A 21574-nucleotide genomic window follows, 5' to 3' on the forward strand; every position below is an offset into this window, starting at 1 on the left:
ATGATACAACGGGTTATTAACTTTAAATTAGCAGTTTTATTTAAGATGTGTGTATTGGATCTTCTTTAATAGGAAAATCTATTTTTAAAAGAATTTAAGAAATTCAAAATCTAATGACATCTGAAGATTCTACTTCAAGTTAAAATTAATTGTTATAGATATGATCAGTCTATCAATATATACAAAATAATAGATAAATCAGGTGAGATATTATGAATAATTTAACGCCTAGACAACAATTCATATTAAGTACAGTATTAAATGAAGGAACTTTTAATATAAAACGGCTTCATAAAGATCTTGACATAAGTGAGAGAACTATTTTAAGAGAACTTTCTTCTATTAATAAAAGATTAAAGAAGAATAGTATAACTATATTTAATGACGAAAATATGAATTTAAGTATTTCAGGTAATAAAGAAAATATAGAGGAGATAAAGAAATCATTAGATATGGTTCCGATTCCTTGGCTATTAAGTAAAGAACAGAGACAAATAGTTATCATATGTGAATTATTAGTTAGTAATGAGCCACTAAAAGCTTCGTACTTTTGTCATAAGTTCAATGTTGTAATGGGAAGTATAAGCCTTGATATAGACAATATTGAAGAAAGGCTAATATCTAAGAATTTATGTGTGATTAGAAAACGTAGCTATGGGATAAGTATTCAAGGGTCAGAGTGGAATAAGAGAAATGCATTAGTGGAGCTATTCTTTGATTTTAAACCTTTTGAAGATTTAATAGCATTTCTTTATGATGAAAAAGTTGATCCGATAGTTAAAACTTTGTTTAACATTGTTTTTGGGAATGAGGCTATCCAATTAGTAAAGGATATATTAAAAGATATAGATTTTGATTATCTTAAAGGAAATGATGTCAAATACTTTAGTTTGTTTATCCAAGTATTGCTATCTATAAAAAAGACAAAGAATGGAGAAATTATATATTTACCTCAAGAGATTAAAAATAGTATATTATCTTTAGAGGAATATAAAAAAATACAATATTTAGGTAGTGTTCTGCAAAAGAATAATATAGATATATGTGAAGATGAACTTGTTTACTTATGTTTATATTTAAGTGATTACAAATACTTTTTTAACAATAAGCATCTTATAGAATCAGACATTAATTATGAGAATATTGCTAAAGAGGTTACAGAGGAAATATCAACAAAAATATATGTAGATATTACTAAAGATGAGCAGCTAATAAGGGATTTGACTCAGCATTTTAAACAAACATTTTATATGTTAAATTTAGGATTGAAAGTTATAAATCCTTTGATTAATGAAATAAAGGAACACTATTCAGAGTTATATAAAATCATAAAAAATACTTGCAGATTAATATTCTCCAGGTACAATTTTAAGATTCCTCCAGAAGAGGTTGGATATATAACAATGCATATTGCTGTTGCAGTGCAAAAGCAACAAGCGATGTCAAAGAATATAAAAGCACTTGTTTTATGCCCAAGTGGCATAGGGACTGCAAGAATACTTTGTAGTAAAGTAAAGTCTATATTTAATGAAATCAATGTTATTGATGTTGTATCCTTACATGACATTAATAGTATAATTGATAAAAATAAATATGATTTGATCCTATCTACTGTTCCTGTAAACTTGAAAACCAAACATAACCTGATTGTTGTTTCTCACTTTATGACTGAAGTAGATATAGAGAATATAAGTAATTTTATTTCTAACTTTAAAGCTAGTAATAATGAAAGAGAATTAGAATTATTTGCTCAAACAAAAGACAATACAGTAACAAATCACGAATATGAATTAGCCAATACAATGGTTAAGAATTTTCAGCTAAAAAAATCAGATAGTGATTCATTTATTAATTTAATAAATTATATAGTAGATGATATTCACAGGATTGATATTGGAACAGATAAAGAAGTAATAAGGGATCTTATATTTAAGAGAGAGGAAAATGGAAATGTTGTAATTCCGGGAACTCATGTAGCCCTTATACACACAAGAAGTGATACAATAACTGCTCCATTTGTAGGAGTGTATAGAATAAATAAACCTTTATCTATGAAGAGTATAGGATTTTCAACAGAAGATGTAGATACCTTTATAGTAATGTTTGCAAGAAATACTGAAAGTAATTATATACTTAAGATTCTTGGGAAAATAAGCGTTTCATTAATAGAAAAGAAAGAATTTGTTGAAATGCTAAGACTAAGTAACACTATAGATATTAGAGATTATTTAATTAATATTATAAATAACGAGGAGGAAGACTAATGGAAAAAGGAATTTTAGTAAAAGAAGGAATAGTATTAAATGTTGCGTCAGAATCTAAGGACAAGGCGATAGAAAGAGTTGGTAAACTTTTAATTAATGGAGGATACGTTAAAGACAATTATATAGAGGGAATGAAAGCTAGAGAAGAAGAAGTTACAACTTACATGGGAAATGGTGTTGCTATTCCTCATGGTATGAATGAATACAAGAAAGAAATACTTGAAACAGGAATAGTTATAGCTCAATACCCTAATGGTGTAGATTTTGGTGAAGGCAATACTGCTTATATAGTAATAGGGATAGCAGGAAAAGGCGATGAACATATGGAGATATTATCAAAAATAGCTTTAACTATTCAATATGAAGAAAATGTTGAAAGACTTAGAAAAGCAAAGACACCAGAAGAAATAATGGAGATTATAGAAGAAGGAGAAATGTAATATGAAAGCAATTCAATTCGGTGCAGGAAACATAGGAAGAGGATTCATAGGTGCATTACTTTCAAAAGCAGGATATCACGTAGTATTTGCTGATGTAAATAAAGAAGTAATTGATAAAATCAATGAAGATAAAAAATACACAATACATGTAATGGATGTAAATTGTGAAGAAATAGTAGTTGAAAACATAAGCGGAGTTATTTCTATAAACGATGAAATTTTAGATGAAATAAAAGAAGCTGAAATTATAACAACAGCAGTAGGTCTTGTTGTATTACCAAGAATAGCTCCAACAATAGCTAAAGGAATACAACTTAGAAAAGAAGCAGGAATCAAAACACCATTAAATATAATTGCATGTGAAAATGCAATAAAAGCAAGTTCTCAATTAAAAGCAGAAGTTGAAAAATGCCTAAGCGAAGAAGAAAAAGCTTATTTAGAAGAATTTGTTGGATTCCCAGATTGCTCTGTAGATAGAATTGTTCCACCAGTTAAGAGTGAAAATATTCTAGATGTAGTAGTTGAAAAATTCTATGAATGGAATGTTGAAGAAAAAGCATTCAAAGGAAGTATTCCAGCAATTGAAGGAATGAATTTAGCAGATAATTTAATGGCTTATATAGAAAGAAAGCTATTCACATTAAATACTGGTCATGCAATTACAGCATATATAGGAAATTTAAAAGGTTATGGAACAATAGATGAAAGTATAGCTGATGAAAAAATATATAATGTTGTTAAGAAAGCAATGACAGAAAGTGGAATGGGCTTAGTAGAAAAGCATAAATTTGATAAAGAAGCTCACTTCAAATATATAGATAAGATTATTGGAAGATTCAAAAATCCTTACTTAAAAGATGATGTATCAAGAGTTGGAAGAGAGCCACTTAGAAAATTAAGTGATAGTGATAGATTAATAAAACCATTAATGACTGCTAGAGGATTTGACTTAAGCGTTGACAATTTATTACTAGGAGTAGGTGCAGCATTACACTACAATAATCAAGAAGATACACAAAGTGTAAAACTACAAGAATTAATAAAAGAAAAGGGCGTAAAAGGAGCTATAGCAGAAGTTGCTAATATCGATGATAATGACTTATTAGAAAAGATAGAAAAGGCATATAATGACGTTTTAGCAATATAGAAAGCTCATTTAAGGTGGATAATTATCCACCTTAAATATTTTATTAATAATTTTTAGTGATTTAACATATTAATAATTAATTATCTGAAGATGATTTTGTAACCAAAAAGTAATAATAAAATATATATATAAATATAGACAATTGAAAATAATATGATAAAATAGTCAAAGAGGCATAAATAAAGAAAACAGAGGTGATGAATGGAGAAGAAAGAAATTCTTAAAATCAATAAAAAGCGCCAGGACTAAGTGGAATTTAGTTGAAAGTGAATTTTTACAGGGTTGGTTTTTATAAAAGGAATTTAGTTAATAGTAAGCTTTGATATAAGCTACGCGAATAGCTAATGAAATCTTTTTAAAGGAAACTCGACTCACGGTTCGTTCACTGAGTAAATTCAACTATCCAAATCGAAGATTTGGAGTTTCATTTACGTCGACGAGGTTGGGGAGTATCGAAACTTCGGCGGGTGCCCCACGGTATCGCACTACCGTAAACGACTGGTAAAACTGTGAAGTGATTCACAGGACAAATTCAGTCTGGTGTTAAAACCTTTGTTTTAATTTTAATTTCTAGGATTACTATGCCCTTTTATAATTGTGCTAGGAATGAAGTTAAAAGAAGAATTAAAATTAAATATTATATGAAAAAAGAGAGGAAGAATAAATATGTGCGGAATAGTTGGATATTTAGGAAGTAGATCAGCAAAATCTTTTTTAGTAGATGGATTATCAAAGTTAGAGTATAGAGGTTATGATTCAGCGGGTATTGCAGTCGTTAATGATGGTAAAGTAAGTATCGAAAAGCATAAAGGTCGTCTTACTAACTTAACTGATAATTTAGGACAAGGCAAAGCTGAAGGAACACTTGGTATCGGTCATACTAGATGGGCAACTCATGGAGAGCCATCAGATATTAATTCACATCCACACCAAAGTTCAAAGGGAGATATTACTGTAGTTCATAACGGAATTATAGAAAACTATCTAGAACTTAGACAATGGCTTAAAGGAGAAGGATACGAATTTGTATCTCAAACAGATACTGAAGTAATACCAAATTTGATTCACTACTATTATGAAGGAGATCTTTTTAAAGCAGTAGTTAAAGCTACTGAAAGATTAGAAGGAAGTTATGCATTAGGTGTAGTAACTGGAGCAGAACCAGACAAGCTAATTGCAGTAAGAAAAGATAGTCCGCTAATTGTTGGTTTAGGACAAGATGAAACATTTATTGCTTCAGATATTCCAGCGATAATAAGCTATACAAGAGATATCTATCTTTTAGAAGATAGAGAATTTGTTGTTATAAGCAAAGATGGCGCTAAAATTTTAAGCGCTGATGGAAGTGAAATAAAGAAAGATGTTTTCAAAGTAACTTGGAATGAAGATGCTGCTGAAAAGGGTGGATATGATTCATTTATGTTAAAGGAAATCAACGAACAACCAAAAGCTATTAGAGATACAATGGCATCAAGATTATCAATGAGTCATGATATCACTTTTGGAGACTTTAAGTTATCAAAAGAGGATCTTAATAATATAGATAGAATCTTTATAGTAGCTTGTGGAACTGCATATAATGCAGGACTTATGGGAAGAGTAGCAATTGAAAAATTAGCAAGAATTCCAGTTGAAGTTGATATAGCATCAGAGTTTAGATATAAAGACCCATTAGTAACTGATAAATCCCTTGTAATAACATTAAGCCAATCAGGAGAAACTGCTGATACATTAGCGGTTCTTAGAGATTGTAAGAAAGCTGGAGCTAAAACTTTAGCTATAACAAATGTTGTAGGAAGTACAATTTCTAGAGAAGCTGACGACGTATTATATACAATGGCAGGTCCAGAAATAGCAGTAGCTTCTACTAAGGCATATACAACACAAGTTGTTGTTATGTATATGATGGCAATGTATTTCAGTGAATTAAAGGGATTAATGACTAAGGAATTAGAAAAAGAATTAAAAGAAGCATTATTATTAGTACCTGAAAAGGTTCAAGTAATTTTAGATAAAGCAAGTGAAGTAGAAGAAATTGCAAATCTTTTAACTGATGAAACAGATGTATTCTATTTAGGTAGAGGTGCTGACTATGCATTATCTATAGAAGCATCATTAAAGCTTAAAGAAATTTCATATATCCATTCAGAAGCATATGCTGGTGGAGAATTAAAACATGGAACAATTGCTTTAATTGAAGAAGGAACTAAAGTAATAGCATTATTAACTCAAAAATCATTAAGAGAAAAGATGGTAAGTAATATAGTTGAAGTTAAAGCTAGAGGAGCAGAAGTAATTGCAATTGCTTACGAAAATGATGTATTAGATGAATCAATTTTCGATAAAGTAATTAGAATTCCAGAACTTCTTAACTTAGTTTCACCAATAGTTGCTGTAGTTGCATTACAACTTTTAGCTTACTATACAGCTAGAAATAAAGGTTGCGATATAGACAAGCCAAGAAACTTAGCTAAATCTGTAACAGTAGAATAATAATTTATATTGAGCATGAAGAAAGCAGGGGCAATCCTGAATCTTCATGCTTCTTTTATTTTTGCAATTAATTATAGTAAAGAATATTTAGTTGGGATCAATATTGAAGATGTTTCGCCTAAGGGAAGGGGGGCAGGAATAAAAGTAGTAAGAGCAGCAGACAAAATTAATCTCTATTCAGCATTCCTACATATCCATTTTTAAAATAAGCTCTAAATAAATAAGACATTTTCTCTGAATCTGGAGTACAGTTTGACTTTAACCACCAATCAATAGTACCGATTAAAGCATTAGCGGTAAATAAGAACGCCATTTCCTGAATCTCTGGGGAGCAGTCTTTATCACTTACAAGAAAAGAGCTTCGCAAGTTTTCGCGCTCTCTTAACATTGAGATGATGTTGCTGCGCAGTCTAGACATAAACCATATGTTACATGAATCATCCAGCATTGCAAGATATAATCTACTGTTTTCAGCAAAGTGATCAAATAGCTTCACCCAGGGATCAGATCTTTGGTCTTCATTAAGATACTTAAGGCTTTCTTTAGGAGGACCTAAATCTTTCTTCATTCTTTCCATTGCTTCTTCAAAGATTTTTAGTACAACATCGTATTTATCCTGATAATACCTATAAAAGGTAGAACGATTAATCATGGCTCTATTAGTAATATCACCGACTGTAATATTATCGAAATGTTTTTCAAAAATAAGATCAATAAGAGCATCTCTTATTTGCTGATGTGTCCTTTTTGTTCGAATATCATGTTTATTCTGCAACATTTTCACTCCTTTGTTGTATATAAAACAAACTATAAATATTGTTGGTTGAATACAAATCTATATCTGATATATTTAAATTATAGCAACAAGGTGTTGCATAAACAATAAATACTGCAAAGGAGAATAACTATGAATAATTTGATTTTTAAAGATGATCAATTCGCATCTAAGGTATTAGGACTTCTTGGAGACACTGCTTTCAAAGCTGCTGATATAGGAGAGGTGGTTTCAACAGCAGAAAAGATAAAAGAAGGAGATTATGAGAGCTGGTGTGGAGAATGGACAAAAACAGCCAAGCGTTTGCAAAAAGTTGCAGAGGATAGCTATTCAGATGGTCACTTGATAAGTGCAAGAAAAGCCTATCTTAGAGCATCTAATTATTATAGAATTGCAGAATTTTACCTTCATGAAAATCCAGAAGACCCAAAGATAGATAAGTTATACAACGCGAGCCTAGATTGCTTTTCTAATGTTATGAAACTTAATAAGCCTGTTATTGAAGAAGTGAAAATTCCATATGAAAATACAGTACTTACAGGACATTTTTATAAATTAGAGGATTCAGAGGAACCTAAACCAGTTTTAATTGCTATGACTGGCTTTGATGGAACAAAGGAAGCATTTTACGGAATGGCAATGGATGCACTTGAACACGGTATGCATTGTATTACTTTCGAGGGACCAGGACAAGGAGAGGCCGTACATAAACAACAACTATTTTTCAGACATGACTACGAGAAGGTTATAACCCCAGTTGTAGACTATCTGCTTACAAGAAAAGAAGTTGATCCAAATAAAATTGTCTTATGGGGACAAAGCTTAGGTGGGTATCTTGCTCCTAGAGCTGCAGCTTTTGAACATCGACTTGCAGGCTGCATAGCAAATGGAGGAGTATATGACTTTTTAGGAGGATTTACAAGTATCTTTAATATGCCAAGAGAAGAATTTTTAAATTTCGCACTTTCTGATTCAGAGGGATTTAATAACGCTGTTAAGGAAAAAATGGAATTAAACTCAAAAGCAAAATGGAGTTTTTCACATGGAATGTATGTATTTGGTGTAAATACCCCTGCTGAATTCATTCTAAAGGTTGGAGATTTTTATATGAAAGGATTAGCAGAAAGAATACAATGCCCTACCTTAATCGTTGATTCGGAAAATGACAAACTGCTTAGAGATCAAGCAAGGCAATTGTATGAGGAGATTACCTGCTATAAAGATTTTATTTTATTTACAGCTGAAGAAGGTGCTGAATTTCATTGCCAAGCTGGAGCTAAATTAATTGCAAATGAACGTATTTTTAGTTGGATTGAAAAGATACTAAGGAAGATATAGAAACACAGGATTCAAATTTTTATATTTAGGAGAGATGAAAAATGTCAAAAGTAGTTATTTTTAAGGGTAGTCCAAGAAAGAATGGGTATACTACAAAATTATTAGATCAAGTAGCAAAAGGAGCAAAATCCAAAGGTGCTGAGGTCATTGAATTTGATTTAAATGATACTGGAATCCGTGGATGTCAAGGTTGTTTTTATTGTCGTACTCATGATGGCTGTGCTGTCAATGATTATTTACAACCAATGTATAAAGCTATTGCTGAGGCAGATGCTATTGTATTTGGTTCCCCAATATATATGTATCAAATTACAAGTCAAGCAAAAACTTGGTTAGATCGTACGTTTCCAATGGTTGAAGAGCTTCCAAATAAGTTTATTCCTAGACATCCAGGTAAAAAGTTAATAACTGTATTTGCTCAAGGAAGCTTAGATCCTAAAAAGGGTGCAGAAGCCATTAAATATGTTAATAATATTTTTGATGTATTTGGTTGGAAATTAGAAGATTGCATCCACTACTGTGGAACAGATGATGAAGTTTTTAATGAGTTATCTTTAAGAGCATTTAAAGATGGAGAAAATTTGGCTTAACAAAATGCATTTTAAAAGTTTAACTTTTGTGTCTAAGATATTCACATAACACCATCATGCAGGAAGAGAATTTGCCATATAGTCAGCTGCCATAATAATGTGATTGCTAGCTGTATTGGAAAAAAGGTGGTTTTCATATCAAAACCACCTTTTTGGATGTTATTTTTAAATTAAAAATAGTTTACTACATTAATCTAGATTATAGATAGAAGATCTAGATGGTGGCTTTATTGCTAGTATTTTTACTAACATAAAGATTGCGCGATGCTCCTAGACCGGCCAATAAGCATAATCCGGCAGCACAGATTAAGATAATAAGTGGCAACGTCCAGTTGTTAACTGCATCATGCAGAAAACCAAAAAGCATCGGCCCGAAAGCAGCGAGCAAGTAGCCTCCTGATTGCGCCATGCCGGACAGTCTTGCCGCCTCATCTGCATTTCTTGTACGAGAGCTGAAAAATATAAGAGCTAAGCAAAAAGTAAGCGCTCCGCCAATACCTAATATAATCATCCATAGTGCTGTAAGCTCTGTTTCTCCGAGGAATATTCCCAAAAGCCCTACCAAAACACATATGGAAGCAGTGATAACTAGTGGACGTTGATTAGCCTTACGCCCAGCAAGTACAGAACCAACAAAGGATGTAGGAAGAGATACCAGTTGGTAAAGGGAGAGCATCCATCCTGCTTTGCTTGAATCCATACCTTGATGAACTAAAATAGCTGGTAACCACGCAATCATGCAATAGAGTAGCATAGACTGTAATCCCATATATACTGTCACTTGCCATGCTAAAGGAGATTTCCAGAGATTAATCTTATTAATACTAGTACCATTTGCCTTAACGATCTCCATTTCACCTTTTTTTTCGTGGATGTCTTTGGCGTTTATTCTAATGCCATTATGAACCGTTCTTTGAACAATAGATATTTTTTGTTTTCTTCGTGTAATTTGAGGTATCCAGAGGATAATGGATAAGAAACTAAGTGCAGCCCAAATGCTTAAGGCTACTCCCCATCCTAATCCTGATTCTGAAGCAACGGGGACACTGATACCGGACGCTATAGCGCCAAAAAGGCCCATAGAAGCAGTATAGATGCCTGTCATTACACCGACCCGTTCAGGAAATTCGTGTTTTATTAGGCTGGGAATCAGCACATTACCTACAGAAATTGATAATCCAAGGATTACTGTACCAAGAAACAGTCCTAAATCTCCAAACAACGAACGTAATATAATTCCCAAAGTCAGGAAGATAAGTGACCAAAAAAGCACTAACTTAGTGCCAAATTTTCGCGCCAAATTTGGAGCGAAAGGTGAAAATCCTGCAAAAGCGAATAACGGAAGTGTTGTAATCATACCCGCTAATGTATTTGAAATATGTAAGCTTCTACGAATTTCATCGATCAACGGGCCAACTGCTGTTAAAGGTGCACGCAAATTCGCTGCAGTAAATGTAATTCCGATTATCAGCACTATTTGTATAGATCTTCTTGAATATGGATGTAGGTTCTTTTTCTGTTCATTACGTAATTGATTCATTTATATAGTTTCTCCTTAAAATTATCATATGTTTATACTTGATTTAAATATTTTTTTAAAGCAAAAGTAGCTTCATCACTGATAATATGCTCCATTTTGCAGGCATCTTCACTTGCTGTTTGCTCATTAACATTGCAATAGACAATTAAGAATTGTTTTATTAGCTGAAACTTAGTTGTAATTATTTGGCCTTGTTTACGTCCTTCATCAGTGAGATGGATTTCCCCGCCTAAAGGCTTAACAACTAATCCGGCCTCTTGCAAGATAGCCACAGCATTATTAATACTTGGCTTTGAAAATCCTAAATAAGCAGCAAGGTCAATCGAACGTACCGATTGTGTTTTTTCAGATAACTTATATATGGCTTTTAAATATTCTTCTTTTGAAGGACTAAGTTTTTTCTGGGAATAACGCCTATTTTGATACATCACTGATCCTCCTTGCATTAATTATAGATTGAAGCGTATTGGTGGTATACACTTTGGTACAATTCTTCATTTATCTTATTTTTTTAGAGTCCATCAAATTTATTGCTTTCCAATTTGTTATTGGAAAGATTCGTTGGTGGAAATATTGGACACTCATATGGATAAGAACCAAAGAGAACGCATGAGGCTAAAGAAGTATAGATAGTCCATAAACTCATTTCAGTAGTCCATAAACCTCTTTCATCAGCATCAAGTGGCTTTCTCTTACTCACTTTACTATTATCAAAACTCAGAAATGACTTTAATGATTTTTTCTTTTTCATATTATCTCCTCCTAACTTAATTGTGATGAAAAGTGTATAGCATCCATACACATGCATAAAATTTTAATTAAAAAATTTAATTTTGCTTATCATGAATGAGAAAAATTCCAATTCATGTTTGGAGGCATTTTGTGGTTCATATCCAACTGTATTTGCAACAATAGAATGGTAGTTCACATAGTTACTATGAGTTTCTTGCTTTGATTATAGATAAATGGTGTATGGTTGCCATATACTTTGGGGTAATTGTTTATATATTCACTTACATATTTTGTAATTATCAGAAGTCATATCTGACCTCTGATAATTTTCTCTTTTTGATATTAGCATTTTCTAGCTTAAATTATAATGAATATAGAATCCATGCACTTGCGTAAAGTATTTATTCATCAAAGTTTTCATTAAAGAATTTAACTTTGTTTATCATAGACGATAAAAAGTTTGACAAAAATTCTAATTCATATTCGGAAGCATTTTGTAGCTCATCTTCAAACATTCTGTTCAAAATAGAATGATAGTACATATGGCTGCTATGAGCTTTTTTACCTTTTTCACTCAGATTCAACGAATATCTAGATAAATTAAGATTATCAATTTCCTTTACAACCAGAGCCTTTCTCTCTAGCTTTTTGAGGATTTCGGAAACAGACCCTTTTGTTACTCCTAGAATATCTGCTAATCCACCCACATGAATACCAGGATGTTCAGCAATGGCCTTTATTATATGAATTTCAGAGTGAAAAATTGGCACATCAGTTCCGAAATAGCGTGTCTTTTTATCAAGATCGATTAAGGCAAATGCTAAATCAAGAGAATCATATGCAATTTTATGTTTGTTATCTATAAATCTATCCATGACAATAGTATATGGTTACCATACACTTTTGTCAAGTGACCGTTGAATCAATATTTTATATATCGTAATGAGATGATATACAGCAGGGCAAATGCTAAAAAACCACTTTTATAAAAGGAGAAGAAATATGACTGTGACATAATTTCTATAAATATTAAGCATGCATAAGTTCGTGTAAGTAAATTTCATGCATGCTTATATTATATATTAATAGAAATTTAATATAAGTTTATATATCAGCAATTACTCTGCAAGATAGACCAGAGAAGCCGCTCATGTTTGTAGGGAAAGTATATACTGTGAAAGATTTTTTAGGAGCTTCTTTTAATAATAAATCTAAATTAACAAGATTTTCAATGATGAAAATTCTCTTTTCTGCACAATGTAAATCAATACGATGATGATCTTTAGGTTTTTTAGCTCCTGCCATATCTACTCCTATAAAGCTTACCTTCTTATTAATAAGATAATCTACTAGTTCATCAGATAATTCGATGTATGTTGAAAAATATTCTTTTGTACCATATCCATATTGCTTTAATATCCCTGAATGAAATAATACAAAATCATTCTCTTTTATGTCGCTTAAATCTAAATTTTCTAATTTTACTTCACCAGTTTTTATATGGCTTATATCAAATATTTTACCGTTTGTAATAATATTATCTAGTGAAAATTCCCCATTCATGACATCTAAATGAGTGCCTATATGTCCAGATTTTTCAGCTGCTTCATTAGTGGCTTTAGTAGTAGCGTGTATTTCATCTAACATTTCTTTTTTAATTTTAAAACTTAAATCAATTTTCATTTTATAACCTCCAATATATTTGAATAGTTTCCTGGGAAACAACATCATAATATCATAATATTATTTCCTTGTAAACTATTTTTTGAAAATAATATTGAATATGTGCATAATAACAGTTATAATATAGTTGTTTCCAAAGAAATTAATTTTAAAGGGAGATTACAATTATGAACAAAGAAAATGCAAAATTTGAGATGGATTTAACAATAAATAAGCTTGTAACAGCTTTTGAACATATAAATAATTCAATGGACAGTCACGGGGATGAAATAAAAAATTTGCTAATCCAATATAATCATAAGGATCTTTATGATATGGGTCTAATGCTTTCGGAAATTCACGTAATTGATTGTATTGGAAAAAATCAATTAATTAATGCAACATTTATATCAAAAGAATTAAATATGACGAAAGGTGCTATATCTAAGATTACCAGTAAGTTGCTAAAGAAAGAATTGATAAAAGGAAATCACTTAGAAAATAATAAAAAAGAAATTTATTATACACTGACAGCGCAAGGCAAAGAAGTTTTTAAAGTACATGAAATGCTTCATAAAATTGAGAGCGAGAAGTTTGTGAAAATATTAAGTAAATATGATAAAGAGGAACTAGGTATTATAAGTAGTTTTTTAGATGATTTAATAAGCGAGCTTTAGGGAGGAGAAGATAATAATGCAAGAAAATAACAATTTAATAAATAATGGAGAAATTCAGACAAAAGAATGCATTGAAACTATATCTAATTTACTAAATGAAGTGAGAGGAAATATAACTTTCTCAGAGGAAGTAGCTAACAGAGGAGATGAAATGAATAGTTTTATTGAAACCTTTGAAGAGCTTTTAGCTCATACAAAATTTATAGAAAATATATCATCTGAGATAAATAATGTTGCGTCTAGAACTAATCTGCTAGCACTTAATGCATCAATAGAGGCTGCAAGAGCAGGTGATGCTGGAAGAGGATTTTCGGTAGTGGCAGATGAAGTTAAAAAGCTTTCTATTGGCACTAAAGAATTGGTTTTAAGTATGAATGATACATTGAAAAAGATGTATTGTTTGACTGAGGATGCAAATGATGAAATAGAAAAATTAAAGAATCGGTTAAAAAATATTCAGCAATCTAGAAATAACTTTTCTAAATTAAGTAATGAAATAGATATTATAGTCAGTAAATTTGATGAATTGAGAAAAATGGCATATTAATTAGTATATTAAAAAAATATTTTGATAGAGCTTTATTCCAAATATATATAGCATGAAGAAATCAGGTTTAATTCTGAATCTTTATGCTTATTTTATTTTCGAAACTAACTATAGGAAGCATAATATATGATAATTTATAGATTTAAAAAAAGTTCTATCAGGTTAAAAGAATTCGAATTAAAATTAGAATCTAAGCAATGTTATATATAATAAAGTAAGAGATAAAATATTTAAATTTAGATTGGGCAATTTGGTTTTATTTATATTTTTATTAAGAATAATTATAGGTTATTAGCATAAAACGGCTGCTTTTTGGAATAAAAAGAAAATTTTTGATAATTTGAACTTAGTACCAAAAAGTTTACGTTTAATGCATAAATTTGTATGATTAGAGAAAAAGCTATTTAATTAATTACAATATTGTGAGAATATGTAATTGTAAATAATCTACAATTTAAAGGGGGAGAATAACCATGAAAAAAAACTTAATAGCTAAAATCACTTTAGGAGCATTACTATGCGCTAGCATTATACCAGCAGCAGCAAGCTCGCACTACAAAACTTTACCATTAAATAGCTCAAATGCAATACTCCAACCACATCAACAAGTAACTGATATGGGATACCGCGCAAAAAATCATGATGATAAAGAGGTAGCAATTTTAGCAAAGAGCATGCAAGGTACAACAAAAGTTGATATGCGTGCGTTAGATGCTAATGGAAATTCTGTTTTGGATTGGAAGAGCATTAGTACCTATTCAGGTTGGCAAAATTGTACCATTCATCCTGTTGACGGAACAGTAATCCAAAAGGGATCTCCAATAGATATGCAACTTCGTGATCATTATGATCATAAAAATACTAGCTATATCACTGATGGAGAATTAGATTATCAATAAACAATTTAATTGTGAAAAGAGAGCTTAAATGCTCTCTTTTCACAATCAAATGGGAGGAAAAAAATGAAGAATGAATTAAAAATGGAATTTAGCAGATGTTTAAATAGTAAGAAGTTTAAATATTGTTTTTCTATTTTATTTGGGTTAACAATTTTATCATATGCAATGTTATTTAAACAAACATTTCAGCGCAATTCATTACAATTGGGAAAGACGACAGATTACAGTATGATAATTAGCTCTAGTGATATAAGAACTATATTTTTAACATTTGTATTAATTGCTCCGTTAATATGTACCTTAATGTATAGTGATTCTTTTATAGAGCAGAGAGAGAATAACATGTATTCAATTTTTTTAATGAGATCAGGTAAGAAAAGATATATAATAGCCAAAACAATTACAATATTTACAGTTACATTTGTTTCTATATTTTTTATACTTGGATTTAATGAAATATTAACATGGATATCAATACCTGATGTAGGCATCAATAATGGACAACCTGCATACTTAATAATTCAAAATAATAAAGCAGAGTATTTTTTACAAGATATTTATGATAGATTTCCGCACTTATATAATTTTATTATTATTATTATTACCGCATTATTTTGTTCAATATCCTCATTAATAGCATTTAATTTATCGATGATATTTAAAATAAATAAAATAATAATGGTTATTATAACATTTTTAATAGTTAATGGGACTGAAATGTTTTTGTCTGATGATTATCAAATGCAAATGTATATTCAAACTTGGCCAGCTGAGTTTAAAAAATTTTTAATGGTATTATCTATTTGGATATTACTAACAGTGATTACATTTGTGATAGGAATAAAGAAAGAAATTATTTAGTTATAAAAAGAAAGGAAAGCATATAGTTTATGAGCATATATTTAAAGAAAGCGTTATTAGATATTAAATCAATCTTTTTATTTCTATTTATATTTGCAGTTTTAATATATAATTTTTCAATAGGTACAACTGCGAATTATAGTAATTTCGATATTTATGATATCGGGGTAGGCTTTTTCAGCAGAATAGGAGCAATCATGTTAGCATACTTACTATTGCTGAGTATACTTATAGATTATTATGATAAAGATTATATAATAATCAGATTTCAAACTATAGAGAAATGGAGATTGTCTATAATAAAGAACCAAATATTCCTAGCAATAATTTTTACACTTATATTGAATGTAATCCAGTCATATATATAGTCTTAAATTCATCTGTTATAAAATATGACAATTGGAAGATGTATCTAGCAATTAATACAATAACTCAAGCTGCTGCATTCATGTCAGTAGGTTTTTTTGCTACATTAGTGTATTTCAAAACATTGAATTTAAAGTTCGCTATAACAATTCCTTTCATAATATATTCCATATTAAACTTAATTGATAACTTTCTATTGAATCAATATCTTAATATTTCTGCAAGCTTTTCAATACCTTGCGGTTCTAATGATTTCATTATTTATGAAGTATGTAGGAAAACATTAATTATAGCATTGATTTTTTATATTATATCTACATCAATTAAGAAAAAAAGAGATATGTTTAATTTTGAAGGTTAGTAGGAGGAGTTATGAGTTACATTGAATTAAAGAATGTTAGTAAAGTAGTAAAAGATTCTAAAATTTTAGATAGTATAAGTTTATCTTTAGAAAAAGGAAAAATTTATGGATTCCTAGGGAGTAATGGATCAGGGAAGACTATGCTATTTAGAACTATCTCAGGATTAATTAGACCAACAAGTGGTGAGGTCTCAATTAATGACAAAGTGATTGGAAAAGAAATTGATTTCCCTGAATCATGTGGTATAACTATTGAGAATACAGGGTTTTGGAATGATCAAACTGGATTTGATAATTTGAAGAATATAGCAAGTATAAAGAATATAGTGGATGATAGAGCTATAATGGAATCAATGCAAAGAATAGGGTTAAATCCACAAGATAAAAGAAAATTTAGAAAATATTCATTAGGAATGAAACAAAAATTAGCTTTAGTACAAGCATTTATGGAATCTCAAGATCTTATTATATTAGATGAACCTACTAATTCTCTGGACGAAGAGTCGGCAATCAGAGTGAGAAATATATTAAGAGAAGAAAGGAGCAGAGGAGCAACTATTTTAATAGCTAGTCATATTAGTGAGGACATTGATAGGTTAGCTGATAAGAAGTTTAAAGTTGATCTTGGTAGAGTATATGAAATTTAAATCAGAAAAAAATTTATTTTATCTTATTATATTTTTAATAATATGTATAGGCATAATATCATCATTAATATTAAGATCATCTATCATCAATTATGATTATAATAAATTTCTCTCAGAAAAGAATCAATATTCATATTATCCATATAAAGATTTAAGATATTCAGGTAGTGTATTCACAGATATAAGCGATGAAAATAATATTGATATGAGTGATTTTTCAGATTATATAGTAGAAGGAGTTGCAACAGGTGAACATGAAATTTTAGATAGTGCGGTTTTGACTCAGATTAACATTACCAAAGTTATCAAGGGGAATATTAATAAGGAAAGTATTTATATTTATGAACCTGTATCTATAGAAATAGGTGGAAATCATTCCAAACAGCTTGAATCTATGTTAGGTTACAATTTAATTAAAAATGATGAAGAGTATGTTTTCTGCATAAACGATTTTTCTAATATTGCAGATCATGCTTACACAGATAAAGAGAAAAATTCATACATATATAAGAACCCATTTTTAGGGAAGTTCCCTATAAAGAATGATAGCTCGGATTTTAGAATTGTAGAGGAAAATGAATTCGATAATAATATCAACTATAATGAGTATGCAAACTATGAACAAATATTTTCATCTAAAAAAAGTATGGATACTTATTTTAAATGTAAGGAACAACTTATGCAGATAATAAATTAATAATTCCAATATAATAGGTATAAATATTTAAATATTAAGTATATAAATTTTAAATTTGATCCTATAGGATAGATAATTTTATAAAAGTCTATCCTATAGGCTATTTTTTTGAGGACTAATCATAAATTATTTTTATAGAAATTTATGAACCTAAAATTCACATGATAAATATACAAAATATAATAGAAATATACAATCGGTTTGAATGTAAATTGATATAATAAGGCTAAATCGAAGATATTACTCATGGGTATAAAAATAAATAATTTATTTAAGGTGGGAAATTATATGTTAGAAAAAAATTTAAACGAAATCTTAAAGAAAAGGTTTAATAAGATAGCAAGAGAAGCGAGTAATGAAGAAATCTATTTAGCATTATTAGAATTAACAAAGGGAACAATCAAGAAAAAGAGTGTTAATAGAGGGAAGAGAAAATTATATTATATTTCTGCTGAATTTTTAATTGGCAAATTACTATCGAATAACTTAATTAATTTAGGTCTTTATGAAGATGTTAAAGATGTTTTGACTAAGAATGGTAAGAAGTTAGCTGAAATTGAAGAAATTGAATTAGAACCTTCGCTAGGAAATGGTGGACTTGGAAGATTAGCAGCTTGCTTCATAGACTCTATTGCAACTTTAGGATTAAATGGAGATGGTGTAGGACTAAACTATCACTTTGGATTATTTAAACAAGTTTTTGAAGATCATAAGCAAAAAGCTGTTAAGAATCCATGGATAACAAGTGAAAGTTGGTTAAATAAATCTGATATTAAGTTTGAAGTTCCATTTGCAGGATTCATAGTCACTTCAACACTTTATGATATAGATGTAACTGGCTATAATCAAGAATTATCAAATAAACTTCATCTATTTGATGTAGATACAATAGATGAAACTTTAGTTAAAGAAGGAATTGATTTTGACAAAGAAGATATTAAGAAGAACTTAACATTATTCTTATATCCTGATGATAGTGATGAGGCTGGACGCTTATTAAGAATATATCAACAATATTTTATGGTTAGTAATGCTGCACAATTAATATTACTTGAAGCAGATGAAAATGGGTATGATCTTCATAAATTACATGAACATGTTGTTGTTCAAATTAATGATACGCACCCATCTATGGTTATTCCTGAATTGATAAGGCTGCTCGGGGAAAGAGGCATACCTATGTCAGAAGCCATTGAAATAGTATCTAAGACTTGTGCCTATACGAACCATACAATATTAGCAGAAGCTTTGGAAAAGTGGCCTATAGCTTATTTGCAAAAGGTTGTTCCACACTTATTACCAATTATTAGAGAATTGGATAATCGGGCTAAACTTAAATTTAAAGATGAAAAAGTAGCTATTATAGATAAAGATATGAGAGTGCACATGGCTCATATGGATATTCACTATGGATATAGTGTAAATGGTGTTGCTGCTCTCCATACTGATATCTTAAAAGAAGAAGAGTTAAAGCCATTCTATGATATATATCCAGAAAAATTCAATAATAAAACTAATGGCATAACCTTCAGAAGATGGTTAATTTATTGTAATAATAAACTTGCTAATTATATTTCAGAACTTATCGGAGATGGATATAAGAAAGATGCTGCTAAGCTAGAAGAATTAGATAAGTTCATAAATGATAAAATAGTGTTAAGTAAGATTGGGGAAATTAAAAAAGAAAATAAGATTGCATTAAAGCAATATTTAAAAGAAACACAAGGGGTAGAAATTGATGAAAATTCTATCTTTGATATTCAAATTAAAAGACTTCATGAGTACAAGAGACAACAAATGAATGTACTTTATATTATTTATAAATATCTGGATATAAAGAAGGGGAATAGGCCAACTACACCTATAACAATGATATTCGGAGCTAAGGCTGCACCAGCTTATGTAATTGCACAAGATATAATTCATACTATTCTTTGTCTACAAGAAATAATTAATAATGATCCAGAAGTTAATAAATATCTAAAAGTTATTATGGTTGAAAACTATAATGTGACTAAGGCTTCTAAGTTAATACCTGCTTGTGATGTTTCTGAACAAATCTCGCTTGCATCTAAGGAAGCATCAGGTACTGGTAACATGAAGTTCATGCTAAATGGTGCATTAACTCTAGGAACTGAAGATGGAGCTAATGTTGAAATTCACGAATTAGTTGGAGCTGAAAATATCTATATATTTGGTGAATCTTCTGAAAAAGTTATCGAGCATTATAAGAATGCAGATTATGTTTCTAATGAATTCTATAAAAAGCCAGAAATAAAAGAATTGGTTGACTTTATCATAAGTGATGAAATGATAAAAGTTGGGGATGAAGAAAATCTTACAAGACTTCATAAAGAATTAGTTAATAAGGATTGGTTCATGACTTTACTTGATGTTGAGGATTATATAAACACAAAAGATATGGTATTTAAAGATTATGAAGATAGAGAAGCTTGGAACAAAAAAGTGTTAATGAATATTAGCAAAGCGGGATTTTTCTCTTCAGATCGTACAATTGCTCAATACAATGAAGATATTTGGAAGCTATAATTTATAAATAGAATAATAATTTAGTTTAAGTGGTATCGATCCCGGTTAGCAGCAAATTTAACTGATAAGAAAGACTAAAAATTTGAGAGTTCAAGTTTTTAGTCTTCTTTTTATTAAAGTAAAAGTTTGTTTATTATCCAAAATTATTGTTCCTATATTCAGAAGGTGAAACACCAGTAAATGATTTAAATACTTTATGGAAATGGCTTTGATCATGAAAACCTAAGGTTAAGCCTATTTCTAAAATGCTACTAGTTGTAGTTACAAGCAATACTTTAGCCCTATCAATTCTTATTTTTTTTGCATATTTCATAATAGTCATGCCCATATGTTTTTTAAAGCAATCTGATATATAGCCTTCAGATAGATTTAATTCTCCAGATAATTTTTTTAATGAGATTTGGCTTTCAATATTAAGATGTAAGTGCTTCAGAATTCTATTTATGACAAAGTTATCTTTCACTTCAACGTCATTTATAAGGAGATTAATGTATGTATCTATCATTTGTATTTCAATAGTTTGTAAATCGTCTATAGTATTAAGGGTAGGGATTAAAGTATAGAATTTGTTGTATATTGGATGAAGATATCTCGTTAAAATGCCATTTTCAACTATTTCTCTAGTATACATAGCATTCCAAATAAGCAAATCGTTTTTCTTATCCTGTATAGATATCTCATCGGAAATTTCATCGGAATGCTTTTTTTTAACTATTTCTAAGATTTGCGGCTTTGCTCTAAGTTTTATTAAGAATGATATGTCATTATTAAAAATACTCATATCTGATATGAATGAATTATCCAAGGTAATTTCCTCCACACACTCTACTATTATAAATATATATTAAATATATACATATTATATTAAATATGTACAAGTACAATCAAGTATTAGTAAGTAAGGTAGATGTAATTAATGAAGATTAATATGGTAAAAATAGTATAATTTTCGACTCGATTTTATGCTAAAAGTTAATAATATTATAGT

22 protein-coding genes are annotated in these 21574 nt (G+C 29.8%); 15 read left to right on the forward strand and 7 right to left on the reverse strand.

What is annotated here, in order from left to right; translation table 11 throughout:
- The first annotated feature begins 212 nt into the window (after positions 1-212).
- From AXY43_RS15770 to AXY43_RS15790, 5 genes are all read left to right on the forward strand, one after another.
- The gene (locus tag AXY43_RS15770; RefSeq protein WP_039772659.1) at positions 213-2264 is read left to right on the forward strand and encodes a BglG family transcription antiterminator; all 2052 of its coding nucleotides are present in this window, start codon (positions 213-215) and stop codon (positions 2262-2264) included.
- A complete protein-coding gene (locus AXY43_RS15775) occupies positions 2264-2704 on the forward strand; it encodes a PTS sugar transporter subunit IIA (protein ID WP_011967596.1) in 441 nt (146 codons plus the stop codon). The genes AXY43_RS15770 and AXY43_RS15775 overlap by 1 nt, the downstream gene beginning before the upstream one ends.
- Before the next feature lies 1 nt (position 2705).
- Positions 2706-3851 (forward strand): mannitol-1-phosphate 5-dehydrogenase, encoded by a 1146-nt coding sequence (locus tag AXY43_RS15780; protein ID WP_011967597.1) that lies wholly within the window; start codon positions 2706-2708, stop codon positions 3849-3851.
- Positions 3852-4517: 666 nt separating this feature from the next.
- Positions 4518-6344 carry a glutamine--fructose-6-phosphate transaminase (isomerizing) gene (glmS, locus tag AXY43_RS15785; RefSeq protein ID WP_011967598.1) on the forward strand — a complete coding sequence of 609 codons (1827 nt, stop codon included), beginning with the start codon at positions 4518-4520 and terminating at the stop codon, positions 6342-6344.
- Between the two features lie 15 nt (positions 6345-6359).
- Positions 6360-6548, forward strand: coding sequence for a hypothetical protein (locus AXY43_RS15790; protein ID WP_087702611.1), 189 nt, complete (start codon positions 6360-6362; stop codon positions 6546-6548).
- Here AXY43_RS15790 and AXY43_RS15795 read toward each other — a convergent pair.
- The gene (locus AXY43_RS15795; RefSeq protein ID WP_039772656.1) at positions 6511-7122 is read right to left on the reverse strand and encodes a TetR/AcrR family transcriptional regulator; all 612 of its coding nucleotides are present in this window, start codon (positions 7120-7122) and stop codon (positions 6511-6513) included. The genes AXY43_RS15790 and AXY43_RS15795 overlap by 38 nt on opposite strands.
- 129 nt (positions 7123-7251) lie before the next feature.
- Here AXY43_RS15795 and AXY43_RS15800 point away from each other — a divergent pair, with 129 nt between their 5' ends.
- Together AXY43_RS15800 and AXY43_RS15805 are read left to right on the forward strand one after the other, a co-directional pair.
- The gene (locus AXY43_RS15800; protein WP_039772654.1) at positions 7252-8457 is read left to right on the forward strand and encodes an alpha/beta hydrolase family protein; all 1206 of its coding nucleotides are present in this window, start codon (positions 7252-7254) and stop codon (positions 8455-8457) included.
- 41 nt (positions 8458-8498) lie between these two features.
- Positions 8499-9047, forward strand: a complete 549-nt coding sequence (locus AXY43_RS15805) for a flavodoxin family protein (RefSeq protein ID WP_039772652.1) — start codon at positions 8499-8501, stop codon at positions 9045-9047.
- 214 nt (positions 9048-9261) lie between these two features.
- Here the strand turns inward: AXY43_RS15805 and AXY43_RS15810 are convergent, their stop codons facing one another.
- The 5 genes from AXY43_RS15810 to AXY43_RS15830 all read right to left on the reverse strand — a co-directional run bounded on the left by AXY43_RS15810 (position 9262) and on the right by AXY43_RS15830 (position 13002).
- Positions 9262-10587 (reverse strand): CynX/NimT family MFS transporter, encoded by a 1326-nt coding sequence (locus AXY43_RS15810; RefSeq protein ID WP_039772650.1) that lies wholly within the window; start codon positions 10585-10587, stop codon positions 9262-9264.
- Positions 10588-10619: 32 nt separating this feature from the next.
- Positions 10620-11015 carry a metal-dependent transcriptional regulator gene (locus AXY43_RS15815; protein WP_039772648.1) on the reverse strand — a complete coding sequence of 132 codons (396 nt, stop codon included), beginning with the start codon at positions 11013-11015 and terminating at the stop codon, positions 10620-10622.
- A gap of 83 nt (positions 11016-11098) precedes the next feature.
- Entirely contained in the window at positions 11099-11338 is a 240-nt protein-coding gene (locus AXY43_RS15820) for a hypothetical protein (protein WP_031275800.1), read from the reverse strand.
- Positions 11339-11720: 382 nt separating this feature from the next.
- Positions 11721-12194, reverse strand: a complete 474-nt coding sequence (locus AXY43_RS15825) for a MarR family winged helix-turn-helix transcriptional regulator (protein ID WP_023974760.1) — start codon at positions 12192-12194, stop codon at positions 11721-11723.
- A 229-nt stretch (positions 12195-12423) separates the two neighbouring features.
- Complete coding sequence (locus AXY43_RS15830) at positions 12424-13002, reverse strand: cyclase family protein (protein WP_023974759.1); 579 nt, start codon at positions 13000-13002, stop codon at positions 12424-12426.
- Positions 13003-13169: 167 nt separating this feature from the next.
- Between AXY43_RS15830 and AXY43_RS15835 the strand changes: the two genes are divergently transcribed.
- The 8 genes from AXY43_RS15835 (at position 13170) to AXY43_RS15870 (ending at position 20586) form a co-directional block, all read left to right on the forward strand.
- On the forward strand, positions 13170-13658 hold the full coding sequence (locus AXY43_RS15835) for a MarR family transcriptional regulator (RefSeq protein ID WP_023974758.1): 489 nt from the start codon (positions 13170-13172) through the stop codon (positions 13656-13658).
- Between the two features lie 16 nt (positions 13659-13674).
- Entirely contained in the window at positions 13675-14205 is a 531-nt protein-coding gene (locus AXY43_RS15840) for a methyl-accepting chemotaxis protein (protein ID WP_023974757.1), read from the forward strand.
- A gap of 473 nt (positions 14206-14678) precedes the next feature.
- Positions 14679-15104 carry a hypothetical protein gene (locus AXY43_RS15845; protein ID WP_039772645.1) on the forward strand — a complete coding sequence of 142 codons (426 nt, stop codon included), beginning with the start codon at positions 14679-14681 and terminating at the stop codon, positions 15102-15104.
- Positions 15105-15167: 63 nt separating this feature from the next.
- Entirely contained in the window at positions 15168-15965 is a 798-nt protein-coding gene (locus tag AXY43_RS15850; protein WP_011967631.1) for a hypothetical protein, read from the forward strand.
- A 283-nt stretch (positions 15966-16248) separates the two neighbouring features.
- The gene (locus AXY43_RS28005) at positions 16249-16692 is read left to right on the forward strand and encodes a hypothetical protein (protein WP_243099096.1); all 444 of its coding nucleotides are present in this window, start codon (positions 16249-16251) and stop codon (positions 16690-16692) included.
- 11 nt (positions 16693-16703) lie between these two features.
- Positions 16704-17339: an ABC transporter ATP-binding protein gene (locus AXY43_RS15860; RefSeq protein WP_023974754.1), complete on the forward strand. Its 636-nt coding sequence runs from the start codon at positions 16704-16706 to the stop codon at positions 17337-17339.
- Complete coding sequence (locus tag AXY43_RS15865; RefSeq protein WP_039772641.1) at positions 17329-18036, forward strand: hypothetical protein; 708 nt, start codon at positions 17329-17331, stop codon at positions 18034-18036. Before AXY43_RS15860 ends, AXY43_RS15865 begins: the two co-directional genes overlap by 11 nt.
- A gap of 288 nt (positions 18037-18324) precedes the next feature.
- Entirely contained in the window at positions 18325-20586 is a 2262-nt protein-coding gene (locus AXY43_RS15870; RefSeq protein ID WP_039772639.1) for a glycogen/starch/alpha-glucan phosphorylase, read from the forward strand.
- Between the two features lie 133 nt (positions 20587-20719).
- Here AXY43_RS15870 and AXY43_RS15875 read toward each other — a convergent pair whose 3' ends face one another.
- Complete coding sequence (locus AXY43_RS15875; RefSeq protein ID WP_039772637.1) at positions 20720-21391, reverse strand: helix-turn-helix domain-containing protein; 672 nt, start codon at positions 21389-21391, stop codon at positions 20720-20722.
- Between the last annotated feature and the right edge of the window lie 183 nt (positions 21392-21574).

The organism is Clostridium sp. MF28 (assembly GCF_002969175.1).
Lineage (GTDB): Bacteria > Bacillota > Clostridia > Clostridiales > Clostridiaceae > Clostridium > Clostridium beijerinckii.

Bases quoted from the DNA above. Each gene is read 5' to 3' on its own strand.
- AXY43_RS15770 (WP_039772659.1), top strand. From the start codon at position 213: ATGAATAATTTAACGCCTAGACAACAATTCATATTAAGTACAGTATTA.
- AXY43_RS15775 (WP_011967596.1), top strand. From the start codon at position 2,264: ATGGAAAAAGGAATTTTAGTAAAAGAAGGAATAGTATTAAATGTTGCG.
- AXY43_RS15780 (WP_011967597.1), top strand. From the start codon at position 2,706: ATGAAAGCAATTCAATTCGGTGCAGGAAACATAGGAAGAGGATTCATA.
- glmS (WP_011967598.1), top strand. From the start codon at position 4,518: ATGTGCGGAATAGTTGGATATTTAGGAAGTAGATCAGCAAAATCTTTT.
- AXY43_RS15790 (WP_087702611.1), top strand. From the start codon at position 6,360: ATGAAGAAAGCAGGGGCAATCCTGAATCTTCATGCTTCTTTTATTTTT.
- AXY43_RS15795 (WP_039772656.1), bottom strand. From the start codon at position 7,122: ATGTTGCAGAATAAACATGATATTCGAACAAAAAGGACACATCAGCAA.
- AXY43_RS15800 (WP_039772654.1), top strand. From the start codon at position 7,252: ATGAATAATTTGATTTTTAAAGATGATCAATTCGCATCTAAGGTATTA.
- AXY43_RS15805 (WP_039772652.1), top strand. From the start codon at position 8,499: ATGTCAAAAGTAGTTATTTTTAAGGGTAGTCCAAGAAAGAATGGGTAT.
- AXY43_RS15810 (WP_039772650.1), bottom strand. From the start codon at position 10,587: ATGAATCAATTACGTAATGAACAGAAAAAGAACCTACATCCATATTCA.
- AXY43_RS15815 (WP_039772648.1), bottom strand. From the start codon at position 11,015: ATGTATCAAAATAGGCGTTATTCCCAGAAAAAACTTAGTCCTTCAAAA.
- AXY43_RS15820 (WP_031275800.1), bottom strand. From the start codon at position 11,338: ATGAAAAAGAAAAAATCATTAAAGTCATTTCTGAGTTTTGATAATAGT.
- AXY43_RS15825 (WP_023974760.1), bottom strand. From the start codon at position 12,194: ATGGATAGATTTATAGATAACAAACATAAAATTGCATATGATTCTCTT.
- AXY43_RS15830 (WP_023974759.1), bottom strand. From the start codon at position 13,002: ATGAAAATTGATTTAAGTTTTAAAATTAAAAAAGAAATGTTAGATGAA.
- AXY43_RS15835 (WP_023974758.1), top strand. From the start codon at position 13,170: ATGAACAAAGAAAATGCAAAATTTGAGATGGATTTAACAATAAATAAG.
- AXY43_RS15840 (WP_023974757.1), top strand. From the start codon at position 13,675: ATGCAAGAAAATAACAATTTAATAAATAATGGAGAAATTCAGACAAAA.
- AXY43_RS15845 (WP_039772645.1), top strand. From the start codon at position 14,679: ATGAAAAAAAACTTAATAGCTAAAATCACTTTAGGAGCATTACTATGC.
- AXY43_RS15850 (WP_011967631.1), top strand. From the start codon at position 15,168: ATGAAGAATGAATTAAAAATGGAATTTAGCAGATGTTTAAATAGTAAG.
- AXY43_RS28005 (WP_243099096.1), top strand. From the start codon at position 16,249: ATGGAGATTGTCTATAATAAAGAACCAAATATTCCTAGCAATAATTTT.
- AXY43_RS15860 (WP_023974754.1), top strand. From the start codon at position 16,704: ATGAGTTACATTGAATTAAAGAATGTTAGTAAAGTAGTAAAAGATTCT.
- AXY43_RS15865 (WP_039772641.1), top strand. From the start codon at position 17,329: ATGAAATTTAAATCAGAAAAAAATTTATTTTATCTTATTATATTTTTA.
- AXY43_RS15870 (WP_039772639.1), top strand. From the start codon at position 18,325: ATGTTAGAAAAAAATTTAAACGAAATCTTAAAGAAAAGGTTTAATAAG.